The 13367-nt window shown below is 62.2% G+C and carries 13 protein-coding genes; 7 read left to right on the plus strand and 6 right to left on the minus strand.

Features of this window, described 5'->3' with window-relative positions:
* Nucleotides 1–21 precede the first annotated feature (21 nt).
* The 4 genes from CPI83_RS02795 to CPI83_RS02810 all read left to right on the plus strand — a co-directional run bounded on the left by CPI83_RS02795 (nt 22) and on the right by CPI83_RS02810 (nt 4440).
* Entirely contained in the window at nt 22–1005 is a 984-nt protein-coding gene (locus CPI83_RS02795) for an NADPH:quinone oxidoreductase family protein (RefSeq protein WP_097386740.1), read from the plus strand.
* An 80-nt stretch (nt 1006–1085) separates the two neighbouring features.
* On the plus strand, nt 1086–2285 hold the full coding sequence (locus tag CPI83_RS02800) for an acetyl-CoA C-acyltransferase (protein ID WP_097386741.1): 1200 nt from the start codon (nt 1086–1088) through the stop codon (nt 2283–2285).
* Nucleotides 2282–3067, plus strand: coding sequence for a RhlG family 3-oxoacyl-ACP reductase (locus CPI83_RS02805; RefSeq protein WP_020909426.1), 786 nt, complete (start codon nt 2282–2284; stop codon nt 3065–3067). The genes CPI83_RS02800 and CPI83_RS02805 overlap by 4 nt, the downstream gene beginning before the upstream one ends.
* 173 nt (nt 3068–3240) lie before the next feature.
* Nucleotides 3241–4440, plus strand: coding sequence for a DUF4185 domain-containing protein (locus CPI83_RS02810; RefSeq protein ID WP_097386742.1), 1200 nt, complete (start codon nt 3241–3243; stop codon nt 4438–4440).
* Nucleotides 4441–4478: 38 nt separating this feature from the next.
* On the opposite strand, the gene CPI83_RS02815 is transcribed toward CPI83_RS02810, so the two are convergent.
* The 6 genes from CPI83_RS02815 to CPI83_RS02840 all read right to left on the minus strand — a co-directional run bounded on the left by CPI83_RS02815 (nt 4479) and on the right by CPI83_RS02840 (nt 9814).
* The gene (locus tag CPI83_RS02815) at nt 4479–6518 is read right to left on the minus strand and encodes a YhgE/Pip domain-containing protein (RefSeq protein WP_020971076.1); all 2040 of its coding nucleotides are present in this window, start codon (nt 6516–6518) and stop codon (nt 4479–4481) included.
* A gap of 133 nt (nt 6519–6651) precedes the next feature.
* The gene (locus CPI83_RS02820) at nt 6652–7248 is read right to left on the minus strand and encodes an SRPBCC domain-containing protein (RefSeq protein WP_020909424.1); all 597 of its coding nucleotides are present in this window, start codon (nt 7246–7248) and stop codon (nt 6652–6654) included.
* Nucleotides 7245–7622 carry a metalloregulator ArsR/SmtB family transcription factor gene (locus CPI83_RS02825; RefSeq protein ID WP_020909423.1) on the minus strand — a complete coding sequence of 126 codons (378 nt, stop codon included), beginning with the start codon at nt 7620–7622 and terminating at the stop codon, nt 7245–7247. Before CPI83_RS02825 ends, CPI83_RS02820 begins: the two co-directional genes overlap by 4 nt.
* A gap of 62 nt (nt 7623–7684) precedes the next feature.
* Nucleotides 7685–8368: a GntR family transcriptional regulator gene (locus CPI83_RS02830; protein ID WP_019745689.1), complete on the minus strand. Its 684-nt coding sequence runs from the start codon at nt 8366–8368 to the stop codon at nt 7685–7687.
* A gap of 36 nt (nt 8369–8404) precedes the next feature.
* The gene (locus tag CPI83_RS02835) at nt 8405–9181 is read right to left on the minus strand and encodes an amino acid racemase (protein WP_232816847.1); all 777 of its coding nucleotides are present in this window, start codon (nt 9179–9181) and stop codon (nt 8405–8407) included.
* A 129-nt stretch (nt 9182–9310) separates the two neighbouring features.
* Nucleotides 9311–9814, minus strand: a complete 504-nt coding sequence (locus tag CPI83_RS02840) for a PASTA domain-containing protein (RefSeq protein WP_019745687.1) — start codon at nt 9812–9814, stop codon at nt 9311–9313.
* Nucleotides 9815–9945: 131 nt separating this feature from the next.
* On the opposite strand from CPI83_RS02840, the gene CPI83_RS02845 reads away from it, so the two are divergent.
* The 3 genes from CPI83_RS02845 to CPI83_RS02855 all read left to right on the plus strand — a co-directional run bounded on the left by CPI83_RS02845 (nt 9946) and on the right by CPI83_RS02855 (nt 13224).
* Nucleotides 9946–10650, plus strand: a complete 705-nt coding sequence (locus CPI83_RS02845) for a type 1 glutamine amidotransferase (protein ID WP_069145449.1) — start codon at nt 9946–9948, stop codon at nt 10648–10650.
* Nucleotides 10651–10769: 119 nt separating this feature from the next.
* Nucleotides 10770–11939, plus strand: coding sequence for a DUF4185 domain-containing protein (locus CPI83_RS02850; RefSeq protein ID WP_019745686.1), 1170 nt, complete (start codon nt 10770–10772; stop codon nt 11937–11939).
* 22 nt (nt 11940–11961) lie between these two features.
* Nucleotides 11962–13224, plus strand: coding sequence for a LuxR C-terminal-related transcriptional regulator (locus tag CPI83_RS02855; RefSeq protein ID WP_097386744.1), 1263 nt, complete (start codon nt 11962–11964; stop codon nt 13222–13224).
* The last annotated feature ends 143 nt before the right edge of the window (nt 13225–13367 follow it).

The raw sequence follows: 13367 nt of genomic DNA on the forward strand, positions 1-13367 counted from the left end.
TATCTGTCTGGAGAAAACACTGTGAAGGCTTGGCGCGTCAACGAACTCGGTCAACCCCGCGATGTGCTCGCGTTGGAGGAGACCGCGGATCCCACCCCGAATGCGACGGAGATGTTGGTCAAGGTGCTGGCGGCTCCGGCCAACTTCCCCGACGTCCTCATGTGCCGGGGTGAGTACCAGATCAAGCCGCCGCTGCCCTTCACACCCGGTGTCGAACTGTGTGGTGAAGTGGTCTCGGTCGGTGAATCGGTGACCAAGTTCGCAGTGGGGGATCGGGTGATCGGTAATCCGAGTCTGCCGTCCGGCGGATTCGCCGAGTACTCGGTACTGGATCAGAACAACACGTTCCCGGCGCCGTCGGCTCTCGACGACGCGGAAGCATCCGCTCTGAGCATCGGCTATCAGACAGCGTGGTTCGCTCTGCATCGCCGCACCCAACTGCTCGAGGGTGAGACGTTGTTGGTCCACGCTGCTGCGGGTGGTGTCGGTAGTGCGGCAGTGCAACTCGGCAAGGCGGCGGGCGCCAAGGTCATCGGTGTCGTCGGCGGCCTGGACAAGGCCGAGTACGCGCGCAAGCTCGGCGCCGACCTCGTCGTAGACCGTCACAGTGAGGACTTCGTGGCAGCGGTCAAGGAGTTCACCGGCGGCAAGGGCGCCGACGTGGTCTTCGATCCGGTCGGCGGCGACGCCTACGCGAAGTCCACCAAGTGCATCGCCTTCGAGGGACGGATCGTCATCATCGGCTTCGCCGGTGGCACGATCCCGCAGCCGGCACTCAATCACGCTCTCATCAAGAACTATTCGATCATCGGACTGCACTGGGGGCTGTACAAGGCCTACAACCAGCAGGCCATCGACGACTGCCACGTCGAGCTCACCAGGCTCGCCGATGCCGGCTTGGTCAAACCACTGATCAGTGAGCGGCTGTCGTTGACGGAGGTTGCCGACGGTATCGGTCGCCTCGGCGACGGCACCACTGTCGGTCGCGTCGTGTTCCAGCCCTGATTCTTTGCTGTGCGCCTTTATTAACCCCCGGCGGTTAATAAAGGCGCACAGCACTTCGTGTTCGACGAAAGGTTTCCCCGATGAGGCAAGCTGTCATCGTTTCCACCGCCCGTACCCCGATCGGTAAGGCGTACCGCGGCGCGTTCAACAACACTCAGGCTCAAGAGCTTGCTGCACATGCCATTTCGAATGCAGTTCAGCGCGCGGGCCTCGAGGGCGGCGAGGTCGAGGACGTCGTCCTCGGCGCCGCGCTGCAGCAGGGATCTTCCGGCGGCAACGTCGCACGGCAAGCGGTGCTGCGGGCCGGGCTTCCGGACTCGGTTTCCGGAATGACGGTCGATCGTCAGTGCTCGTCCGGGCTCATGGCCATCGCGACCGCAGCCAAGCAGATCGTGGACGACGGAATGCAGATCGCGGTCGGCGGCGGAGTCGAATCGATCTCGTTGGTCCAGAACGATCACATGAACAACTTCCGCGCGGCTGATCCGTGGCTGAAGGAAAACAAGCCGTCGATCTACATGCCGATGCTGCACACGGCCGAGATCGTCGCCGAACGCTACGGAGTGACCCGCGAGCAGCAGGACGAGTTCGCGCTCGTCTCGCAGCAGCGGACCGCAGCAGCTCAGAACGCAGGTCGGTTCGATCTCGAGATCGTCCCGCTGCCCTCGATCAAGCAGGTGCAGGACAAGGAGACGGGTGAGATCCGCAGCGAGTCCGTGACGCTGACCCTGGACGAAGGCAACCGCGCTTCCACCACGTTGGAAGGGTTGTCGAGTCTGCGACCGGTTCTGGCCGACGGGACTGTCAGTGCGCATTCCTCCATCACTGCGGGCAACTCGTCTCAGCTCTCGGACGGTGCCTCCGCTTCGGTGCTGATGGAGGCAGGCGAGGCGGAACGCCGCGGGTTGGCTCCTCTCGGTATCTACCGTGGGATGGCTGTCGCGGGTTGTGCTCCCGACGAGATGGGCATCGGACCGGTGTTCGCGATTCCGCGTCTGCTGGATCTTCACGGACTGAAGGTCGACGACATCGATCTCTGGGAACTCAACGAGGCCTTCGCCTCTCAGGCCCTGTACTGCCGCGACAAGCTCGGGATCGATCCCGAGAAGTACAACGTCGACGGCGGCGGTATCTCCGTCGGCCATCCGTACGGAATGACGGGTGCTCGTCTGGTCGGCCATGCTCTTCTGGAAGGAAAACGGCGCGGAGCCAAGCTCGTGGTGGTGACCATGTGCATCGGCGGCGGCATGGGTGCTGCCGGGCTTTTCGAGGTCGCATGAGCTTGATCGAGGGACTGTTCGACGTCAGTGGCAAGACCGTTGTGGTCACCGGTGGATCACGCGGCATCGGATACATGATCGCTCGCGGATTTGTCGAAGGCGGAGCGACGGTCGTCATTTCGGCCCGAAAAGCCGAAGCCTGTGACGAAGCCGCGCGAGAGCTTTCGGAGTTCGGCACCTGCATCTCGCATCCGGCCGATCTGTCCACGGACGAGGGGATCGAGAGCCTCGCTGCGAAGGTCGCCGAGATTTCGCCGACGCTCGACGTACTGGTCAACAACGCCGGTGCCACGTGGGGAGCTCCCGTCGACGATTTTCCGGCTGCCGGCTTCGACAAGATTTTCGACATCAATGTCAAGGCAATCTTCCTCTTGACGCAGAAGCTGTTGCCGCAGCTGCGTTCTGCGGCCACTGCGGAAGATCCCGCGCGCGTGATCAATATCGGATCGATCGACGGACTCGTGGTGTCGGGTTCGGAGAACTTCTCGTACGGAGCCAGTAAGGCTGCGGTGCACATGTTGACGCGCAAGCTCGCGGCAACGCTTGCGGGGGAACAGATCACGGTCAATGCCATTGCGCCGGGCCCGTTCCCGTCGAAGATGATGGCATTCCTCCTCGAGGACGAGCAAAGTGCAAAGGCTGTGGCGGACTCGGTCCCGTTGGGCAGGGTCGGAACTCCCCAGGATGCTGCAGGTCTTGCCATTTTCCTGGCTTCACGTGCCGGGGCTTATCTGACCGGCGCGGTGATTCCACTCGACGGCGGTGCGAGCGGAGCGCGCTGACCTACTGACTGATCTTCTCTGTCCGAAAAGGCCTGAAAGTCTGAACTACTATGACTTTCAGGCCTTTTCGCGTCTTTGTCTGATTGGGTTATCTGTGACTGCAGTTGCTAGATTGTCCGAGGTTCGGGGGGAACGACGACGACAACACCAACAATCCCGGCCATGGGGGAGTCATGTTTCGCGCGGGGAGATCGTTGGGGGTGTTCGGGGTAGTTGCTGCTCTGGCAGCTGCTGCCGTCACGGCGGTGGCTTCGCCGGCGATGGCTGCGCCGGGATGCGTCGGAGTCAGTGGCGTCGGTAGTAGTGGAGGTCCGGCCAATGCGGCGCCGTGGCTCAACGGCAACACCGGAGGGTTGCCAGGTCTGTCCGGTCGTACTACCGCGATCGAAAAGATCACCGGCACATACAGTCCCAACAAGACGGTTGATCGCTTCAATGTCCTGGGAACCGACCTGGGCATCATGTGGGACAACGGTGCGGGGCAGATTCTGACCGCTTTCGGCGATACCACCGGGCTCAGTCGTAACCCCACCTGCGACGGTTTGGTGGGCGAGTGGCGAAGTAATGTGCTCTTCCGCAGCTCGGATCGGGTACTCGCCGACGGGATGCGCATCGACAGCGCGCCGAAGGACGGTACCGGTCAGGCGCGTGAGATCATCTCCGGTCTGAAGATTCCGGGCGTCGAGGCTTCCAGTATCCCCACGAGCGGCATAGCAGTGAACGGTGTGCAGTATCTGAGCTACATGTCGGTGCGCAACTGGGGCGAGGCCGGGCAGTGGAGTACAAACTACTCACAGATTGCCACCTCCTCGGACAACGGCGAGACGTGGACCATGCGTCCGGAGACGCTGCGCCCCAACATCGGTGGGGTTCTTCCCGCGGGTGTCGCCCCCGTCGCCGGTAGCGAGAACTTTCAGATGAGCTCGATGGTGAAGGACGGCGGGTTCGTCTACAACTACGGAACCCCCGCGGGACGATCCGGCGAGGTTCGACTTTCTCGCGTGCTCGAGGGGGCGATCCTCGATCTTTCCGCCTACGAGTACTGGAACGGAAACGGCTGGATCCGAGCTGATCCCGCTGCGGCCGTACCCGTCATGGGCGGCCGCATCGGGGAGATCTCCGTTCAGTACAACGAGTTCCTCGGCAAGTTCGTGGCGATGTACGCCGACGCGTTCAGTTCGATCGTGATGCGAACCGCTCCCAGTCCGGTCGGTCCGTGGACGGCACCGGAAACATTGGTCAATCTGGTCGAGGTTCCCGGTATCTACGCTGCATACATCCACCCGTGGTCCAGTGGTTCGGATCTGTACTTCCTTGCCACCACGTGGGCCGACTACAACGTCATGTTGATGCGTACGACGCTCGTTCGCTGATCCGACTCACGTTTGCGCTGACTCAGGTTTGCGCCGAGTTACATTTGCGTTGGTTGGAGGTACACGATCTCCTCGGTGATCGGCGCGTCGTCATCGGCGTCGGTCGGCGGTTCTTGTCGGCGGCGCCACCAGATGGTGAACAAGACGGCTCCGATCACCAAGGCAGCCAGAGCGATTACCGCCACCCAGAATTTCGGGCCGTAGTATCCGACAAGGACCATGCGCATGGCGTTGCGCGCCCACGTGAGTGGCATCAGAGCGTGCAGCCACTGCAGAACCGTCGGCATCTGTTCGATGGGGTATACCGCGCCGAAGGCGAAGATCTGAATCATCAAGGCACCCAAAGCGATGAAGGTTCCGTTGACCGCTCCGAACACAACGGTGAAGAGCCTGCCCGAGCTGACCGCGGCGGCACCCACCAGGATCATCACTGCGATCATCGCCAGAACACTAGGTGGTTCGACGTTTGCCACGGTCAGTGACACCACCGACAACACGAGCGCCGCGACCAAGGTGACCAGGGCGGGAATGCGGTAGCGGCGCAGCCCCTCACGCACCACGCTGGTGTGCGAGTTCAGTGAACGTCCGCGTCGTGGACGGACGACGAACCACGTGAGAATTCCGCACAGGAACAGTGCCACCGAGATTACGGCAGGGACGGCTCCCGGTCCGAAACCGGCTGCGGGATAGTTGTTCCGCGCGTCGACGGCAACCGGGGACGAGAGCAGATTGGCTGTGGTGGCGCGTTCGTCGTCCGAGAACTGCGGCACCTGGGCGGCGCCGTCGGACAAACCGGTGGCGAGTTCTGCGCTGCCCGCGTCGAGCTCGCCGACGCCGGCCGATAGCTGCCCGAGACCGTCACGGAGCGCAATACTTCCGGTGTCCAACTGCCCGAGGCCGGTGGAGAGTTCCTGTGCGCCGGTAGCGAGTTGGCCTGCGCCGTCGGACAGTTGGCCCAGGCCGGTGTTGAGTTCACCTGCACCGGCCGCCGCGGCAAGAAGCCCGCCACGGTAGTCGCTGCTCGGATCAGTGAGTTGGCGCGAGATCTCCCGCGCACCGTCGCGAAGCTGACCGAGCTGACCGATCACGTCGTCGTCCGACGGTTGTGCAGTCAGGGAAGCCCGCAGTCCACCCAGGGCTTCGACGAGTCCGGCGGAGACCGGATCAGCCGAGTTTCGAAGCATCGACGTGAGGGCGTCGATCTGACCGACGACGGCGTCCGAGGACCCCGCGAGGTCGAGTACCGGGGTGGTGACCATGTCGACCACTTCGCTGATCTGACGGGCGCCTGCGCCGAGTTCGTCGGTTCCCCCGACCAACTGGTTGAGTCCGCTGCTCAGCTCGCCCGAGCCTGCAGCAGCTTCGTTCGCTCCAGCAGCCAGCTCGCCGGCTCCGGCGGCCAGCTCCTTGCCGCCTTGATTCGCTTCACCCATGCCGGTGGCGAGTTCCTTGCTTCCGGCGTAGAGCTCGTTGGTTCCGGCGAGTGCCTCGGAGGATCCGTCGGAGAGTTGTTGCGCGCCAGCGGCTGCTTCACCGAATCCTGTTCCGAGTTCACCCAACCCGACCAGCACCTGGTCGATGGACTGCTCGCCGATCGACTCGGAGACCGCCGAGCGCACCTGAGCGATGATGCTTTCACCGACCGGGCCGGCGACCAGACTGTTGTAATCGTTGTACAAGACGTCGAGTTCGGCCTTGCGGCCCGAACCCGATGCGGCACTGGCCACGTCTGCGCTGAAAGTCTTGGGAATGACGACCGAGAAGTAGTAGGTGCCGTCGTTGACGCCGTCGGCGGCTTCCTGTTCCGAGACGACCTTCCATGCAACGTCTCCGCTCTCGACGAGCGCGGCAACAACTTCATCGCCGGCTTGCAGACGTGTTCCGTCGAGTTCTGTGCCGGCATCGGCGTTGACGATGGCGACGGGCAAGCGGTTGACCGTGTCGCCCGGATCCCACAGTGCCCACATGTAGAACGCCGCAATCGACAGCGGTGCGATGACGAGGACAGCGAGAACTGTCCGGATGATGTGCGTGCGTCGCGTCGTGGCCGCGTTGTCGACTACGGGTTGTGGCGCCATGTGGAGCTCTCTTCTCGTGGACCGAAGCAGTTGTGGCACGAAAGAAAGCCACCAAAACTGCTGGACATACGTCCAGCTCGGTCACGATACAAAGCAAACGGCCATCCTGTGACCGTTTTCGAAGAATTGGGCGTTATCGGCCGCCGTGCTCTGCCTCGATCTTTGCCCACTCCCACCCGCGGAAGTTGGCCAGACGAAGCTCCTCTGCTTCGTCGAAGGTGTACCACTCGGTGCTCGGCGCATCAGGGAGAGTGCCGCGCAAGTATTCGCCCAGGTAGTGAAGTGGGCCTTCCCAGCCGGTTCCGACGCCGTAGCAGCCGGTGTCCGGGTCGTTGCGGAAGACATCGGCGACGGAGGCGTGCTCCAACTCGAGCCAGGTGGCGTCGGGGCCGTCTGCAGTCAGCCGGATCTCGACCTGATCGCTGTATCCGCGATCGCCGGGCGGTGTCCACTGCAGTCGCAGCAGGTGTGGGGCGTCGCAGGCCAGGATCTCGCCACTTGCCTGGCCTTCGAAGGCGTACGAGCCGCCCACCTGGAAGTCTCCGCTCACCGGAAGGAAGAAACGGTTGATGCGGTCAGGGGTCGTGATGGCGTCCCAGACGTCGTCGACCGACGCGTTGTAGCGGCGCTTGAGTACGGCAGTTCGAGCCGCACCTTCTGCGATGTCGCGGTTGCCCATGCTCCGCTCTACCGCCGTGAGGCTGGTGTCCTGGTTCGCGATCTCGGTCATTGTGAGTCTCCTTCGTCGGAAAAATTCGATTGTGAAGATCTGCTCCGCTCGGAGCCGCGTCGTTTCCCTCGTGCGAGTTCTGTGGCCAATGCGTCGAGAGGGCCGCTCCAGAACTGCCGGAATCCGTCGAGCCATTGGTCCACTTCTTGCAATGGCGCGGGCTCGACGGCATAGAGACGCCTGGTGCCTTCGCTGCGGACGGTGGCGAATCCGTTTTCTCGGAGCACTCGCAGGTGCCCGGACGCGGTCGGTTGCGAGATTCCGAACTCCGCTGCCACGACTTCGGCGATCTGACCCGCCGAGCGCTCGCCGCTGGACAGGAGTTCCATGATTCTTCGCCGAACTGGGTCTCCGAGAACGTCGAACGCATGCACCAGTCATTTATATCGGCAATGGCCAATATAGGCAAGCGCCGAAACTTGTATTCGGGCGTCGGTCAGTCCGAGAGCGCGAACTCGTCGGCGTCGAAGAGTTCACCGATCAGCCCGCCGAGATGGCGTCGATGTTCGGCCGACAGTGTTGCTGCCGCCTCGGCATCGTGGTCTGCGCACAGCTCGATCAGCTTGTTGTGATGGTCGACGGAGTCCTGGCTGCCGAGAAGGCTCGAGAACTTGCGGTAGTAGATGCGGTGAATTTGTGGGTGAACCTGGTGAATCAGCTTCTTCAACAGCGGATTTGCCGCAGCGTCGATGATGACGCTGTGTAGGCGATCGTCCGCGGTCAGCGCTCGGCCTATGTCGTTTCGCTTGACGGCAGCGGCGAAGTCTTTGTTGGCGGAGCGCATCGCCCCGATCATCTCGTCGGTGAGGTTCGGTACAGCGGTGACGACGGCCAGTTGGTCGAGAGCTTCGATGACTGCGAGTGTTGCCTCGACGTCGCCGCGGTCGAGGGTGGTGATGCGCGTGTACGCACCGGGCTTCGCTTCCACGAGTCCGGTGTCGACCAGCCTTGCGAGCGCTTCGCGGACCGGAGTTCTGCTCAATCCCAGATACTCGGCGAGTTCGCTGTCCTTGATCTTCGAGCCCGGCGCCAGTTCACCGGTGACGATCGCTTCGCGAATGCGTTCGAGAGCGATGTCGCTCATTCGTGCTCGCTCAACCGGTTTACCGCCACGCAACATACTGGATATCGTACTCTGCACGTTGCTTGTCGCAGGTCAGCCCAGGTCGGCCAACGACGCGTGTTTCCGGGCATCCGCAACGCGTAGGAGCAGCGCGCGGGCGAGAATTGTTGCCGGATCGATGATCTGACAGGTTGTGGCGTCGGCGGGCAGTCCGAGCGGAATCTCGGTGCATCCGGCCACGACGACCTGCGCGCCCGATTCGACGAGAAGATCAGCGGCCCTGACGAGTTTGTCGGTGGTCTCGTTTCCGACGTTGCCACTCTTGATTGCTCGGATCGCCGGCATCACCAGTTCGTCCTGGATCGCAGGTCCTGGCACCAGGACGTCAATCGAGTATTCCGACAGCCATTGTTGATACAACCCGGTGCGGACCGTCCCCGTGGTGGCCAACAGTCCGACGGATGTGACGGCGGGTGAGAGCGTCCGGATGTGCCGAGCAACTTCGTCGATCATGTGGACGACGGGAAGTCCCAGTTGGGATGAGATGGCGGGCAGGAAGGCGTGGGCGGTATTGCATGGGATGGCGAGCGTCGTTGCGCCCGACTCTCGGAGGACGCGCGCGCCTCGGATCAGCCAGGGGGTGGGGTCCGGGCCGTTCTCGGTGAGTGCCAATGTCCGGTCGGGAACCGTGGGATCGGCCCAGATGACAACTTTGGGGTGCTCTTGATCCGTCGAACCTGGCGTCAGGGCAACGAGTTTGGAGTAGAAGTCCGCCGTAGCGGCCGGCCCCATGCCTCCGAGTATTCCGATGACGGGTTCGCTCATGCCCGCCGGAGAGTTGGCGCTCTGCCGTATTCGTTGCACCTTCATGTTGCAATCCAACCTTTCGCATCCAATATATTGGATACTCGTAATGTTGACTACAGTGAAGGAGGTTGAAGGTAGTTGTCAAGTAGGGCGCGGCGTTCCCAGAATTGCGAAGTTCGAGATCTCGCTCGATCAGCAGGGGTTGGGTTCGCCGATCTTGACGGCTGAGAGCACGGCTTCGATTTCACCGAAAGGGCTTCCGGCAGAAGGTGTCTGATCGACAACAATCCAGTTGGAATCGACCAGTTGGCGTCGACCCGCGCCAGTTGCGTCAGCACTTCTGGAGAAGAAGACTCCGGCCGACTGAATGGTGTCCTGCGCGTCTTGAAGATTCATGCACACGACGTTGGGCATGATCGCAGGAGTTGCAGGGGGCGTCACTTCTGCGGTGACTGGGGTGGTGGCCAGTGGAGTATTCGTCGGACCGGCCACCGAGGTGGTCAATGGGGCCTGAGTCGTCGTGGGTTGAGTTGTCGAGGTTGCAGTGGTGGTCGCGGTGGATGTTGATTCGGCCTCGCTGTCGGTGCTTGTTCCTGAGCATGCGGCAAGTGACGCCAAGGCGAATGCGCTGAGTCCGATGCGAACGGCAGTTGAGGACGGGCGAATCGATGTCGAAAAGAGTTGTGGTGCGCGCACAGACGTTCCTTGTCGGTAAAGGGGCGATGAAAAGGGGAGATTCGAGTCAGAGCACATCCGACGCCGCCGATGTGCCTTATGTCGAATAGAACCATAGGCTTTCGGCACCGGATTCGAGAGGAATTGCCTACATGCATTTTCTGGAACTACGACACGCGCAGTGTGAACCCCCAGCGGCGTATTCGCCTGTCCTGGAGAGCTACGGAGATGTGCAGACCGTTCTTCTGGGTACCGACCCGCTTCCCGCCCATCGACGGTTCGACGCCGTGATCGTGATGGGCGGGCCGATGGGCGTCGGCGATCAGGGCGAGGTCGAGTGGTTGGCATCCGAGATCGAATACATTCGCGATCTAGTCGAGAACGATGTCCCGGTGTGGGGAGTGTGTCTGGGTTCGCAGTTGCTCGCCGCGGCGCTGGGTGCTCGCGTCTACACGGGCGCTGTGCCCGAAGTCGGAGTTGAGGAGATCACCTTGACTGTCGAGGGCCGGCAAGATCCCGTGTGGGGAGATCTGCCCTCCACATTTCCTGCAATGCAATGGCATTCGGATACCTTCGACATTCCGAACGGCGCGGTGCGGCTCGCTGGTTCTGCCAAGTATCCGAATCAACTCTTCCGATACAAGCAGAGTTACGCCGTTCAGTTTCACCTCGAAGCGTCCTCCGAGGTGGCGCGCGAATGGATGGAACTGGCCGAGTACCGCGACTCGCTGCATGCTTCGCTGGGAGCGGACGGTCCGCGCATCTTCATGCAGCAGTTGAGTGCTGCCGAGTCTCAGGGGCTCGAGATTGCCGCAGCGGTGATGGAGAAGTGGTTGAAATCGATCTCTGTTGAATAAGGCCGTTTTGTCCTGATTGACTGATTTACCTGTTACCTTGTGTTGTCGTGGGTGGATGAACCGATCCGGTCGAGCAAGACACCTCGTAGAGTCCGGATCACCCCCGCGAAAGGGGAGCGATGCGCCGGATACGGAAGATATCGACAGCTGCAGTGACGTGTGTACTCGCGTCGACCGCGGTCTTGGGGGCGACCCAGGCTCATGCATCCCCGTGGGATTGCAACGTCACCGGCAGCTTGGATCAATCAGGTGGGCCGACCAATCCGATTCCCTGGCTCAACGGAACGGACGGGAAACTTCCGGAATTGCAGGGCCGCACCTCGGCGGTCGAGTACATCACCGGCGCGCTCAGCCCCAACCAAACCGTCGAGCGGTTCAACGTTCTCGGCACGGATCTCGGCATCATGTGGGACAACGGCGCAGGTCAGGTCCTGACAGCCTTCGGCGACACCGTCGGAATCGGATCTGACCCCCTGTGCTCCGGGGTGGTCGGTGACTGGCGCAGCAACGTCCTGTTCCGTAGCTCGGACGGAAATCTGTCCGACGGCATGAACATCGACTCCTCACCGACCGACCGGCCGAATCACTCACGCGAGATCATCGGAAGTCTGAAAGTCACCGGCGTCGAAACCAGCAGCATTCCGACGACGGGTATCTCGGTGGGTGGCGTTCAATACGTCAATTACATGTCGATCCGCTCGTGGGGAGGGTCGGGCGAGTGGGTCACCAACTTCTCGCAGATCGCGTCCTCACACGACAACGGTGAGACCTGGCAGGTCGAACCGGCTTCGTCCCGGCCCAATCTGCCGTTGACGGGTAACGACAACTTCCAGATGGGTTCTTTCGTCAAAGACGGTGGTTACGTCTACAACTTCGGGACCCCCGCGGGACGTTTCGGCGAGGGGCGCCTCTCGCGGGTCAAGGAAGCCTCCATCGCGGACGTCGCGGCGTACGAATACTGGGACGGAAAAGCATGGGTCCCCAACAATCCCGCTGCCGCTGCAGTAGTTCTCGACGGGGATGTCAGCGAACTGTCGGTGCAGTACAACGACTATCTCGGCAAGTTCGTCGCGATGTACTCCAACGAGTGGGGAGCGCTGGTGCTGCGGACGGCGTCGGACCTGACCGGCCCGTGGAGTGCACCCGACGTAGTGATCGGCACCGACGAGGTTCCGGGACTCTACGGCGCGTACATGCACCCCTGGTCACAGGGGCAGGACCTCTACTTTCTCGCCACCACCTGGTCCGACTACAACGTGATGCTCATGAAGACCACGCTGCACCAGTGAACCGGATGGTTATCGTTGACCGGTGAGCACCACCGACAATGCGCTACTGATCACCGCCCTTCGAGACGTGTTGGTGGGACCACTACCCGAAATCGGCCGACGATTTTCGACGTTGATCGCGGACATGGCGCCGCACACTTCCCTGGTGATCTTCACCCGTGAATGCACCGGTAGGCCGCGCAAGGTCGCCGGGGATCCAGCCGTCGTCGATCGTGTGACCATCGCCGAACTCGACCGTATCCGTACGGATCTCACTGTCGGACAGATCTTTCGGGGAAAATGCGCTTTCGCCGGCCGGGACCGTGAAGTGCTTGCGATGCTTGATCGAACCGATACGCTTCTCGTTTTGACACCGCACCCCGTACCGGTGAAGACAGCATCCCTCGAATTGATCCAGGCGCTGTTCGCAGTGACTGCAACCGGAATTCAGCTCCAGGTCCGGAACGCGAGCCCGGCATATCTCGCCGAGTCACGGGCAGCGTCGTCGGAGCGTGCACGCACCGTGGCGGAGATGACGGAGGTGCATGCGGCCACCCTCGAGACGATGCTGGCGACGCTGCGCTCGGCGGATCTCGACGACACACGTGCGCGAACCTCGGCCAGGGAGACTGCGGCCTCGGCTCTGATCGGCCTGCGTTCAGCCGTCGACGTGCACCGCGAATTAGCCGAAGAGTCGACCACCACGGCTTTTGCGCGGATGCGTGGGGAATTGCGTTCGCTGCTCAAGCATCGGGAAATCGCGTTGGAGTTGGTGGAGCCACCCGTCGACGGGCGTGGGTTACCCGGTGAAGTGGCGCACGGCGCGCGCGCGGTCGTCCGCGGCGCGGTCTTGGCGTTGTCGGATCAGCAGATGCTCTCGCGTATCCGGGTGGCCTGGACGCTCGACGCGGCTTCACTCTCGATCGACATTCGCGACGACGGCGGTGGTGAAGCCGACGTGGTTGACGTGGAACGCCAATTACGTTCGAGGGTAGAGACTTTGGGTGGAACCGTCGAATCCGAGTCGACGCCCGGGTGGGGGAACCGGATCAGCGCAACCATCCCGCTCGACGCCCCCGTCGCCCTACCGAACCGCGACGTCCTCACCGAACTGGCTCCGCGGGAGTTCGAGGTACTCGAGCATCTGGTGGCCGGACGGCGCAACAAGGCGATCTCGGAGCGCCTCGGCGTCAGCGAGAGCACAGTCAAGTTTCATGTTGCCGGGGTCCTGCGGAAATTGGGCGTCGAGAGTCGGGGTGCGGCGGCCGCCGCGGGCGCGGAGGCCGGCGTGAAGCCTGCACCCTAGTCCTTTCGGCCAGGTCGGTCAGTCAGTTCGACCAGGGTTGCGGGCACCTGCTTCGGGCTAACCTTTGAACGAGTGCACATATCGCAATGTGAAAACACGGCGCCATGTGACGACACGTCCTCAATCGCACGAAGCCAGGAGCA

Source organism: Rhodococcus sp. H-CA8f (assembly GCF_002501585.1).
Taxonomy (GTDB): Bacteria; Actinomycetota; Actinomycetes; order Mycobacteriales; family Mycobacteriaceae; genus Rhodococcus_F; species Rhodococcus_F erythropolis.

Excerpts from the sequence above, each read along its gene's own strand:
- CPI83_RS02850 (WP_019745686.1), top strand. The coding sequence starts at position 10,770 with ATGCGCCGGATACGGAAGATATCGACAGCTGCAGTGACGTGTGTACTC.
- CPI83_RS02835 (WP_232816847.1), bottom strand. The coding sequence starts at position 9,181 with ATGAAGGTGCAACGAATACGGCAGAGCGCCAACTCTCCGGCGGGCATG.
- CPI83_RS02805 (WP_020909426.1), top strand. The coding sequence starts at position 2,282 with ATGAGCTTGATCGAGGGACTGTTCGACGTCAGTGGCAAGACCGTTGTG.
- CPI83_RS02800 (WP_097386741.1), top strand. The coding sequence starts at position 1,086 with ATGAGGCAAGCTGTCATCGTTTCCACCGCCCGTACCCCGATCGGTAAG.
- CPI83_RS02815 (WP_020971076.1), bottom strand. The coding sequence starts at position 6,518 with ATGGCGCCACAACCCGTAGTCGACAACGCGGCCACGACGCGACGCACG.
- CPI83_RS02845 (WP_069145449.1), top strand. The coding sequence starts at position 9,946 with ATGCATTTTCTGGAACTACGACACGCGCAGTGTGAACCCCCAGCGGCG.
- CPI83_RS02810 (WP_097386742.1), top strand. The coding sequence starts at position 3,241 with ATGTTTCGCGCGGGGAGATCGTTGGGGGTGTTCGGGGTAGTTGCTGCT.
- CPI83_RS02820 (WP_020909424.1), bottom strand. The coding sequence starts at position 7,248 with ATGACCGAGATCGCGAACCAGGACACCAGCCTCACGGCGGTAGAGCGG.
- CPI83_RS02830 (WP_019745689.1), bottom strand. The coding sequence starts at position 8,368 with ATGTTGCGTGGCGGTAAACCGGTTGAGCGAGCACGAATGAGCGACATC.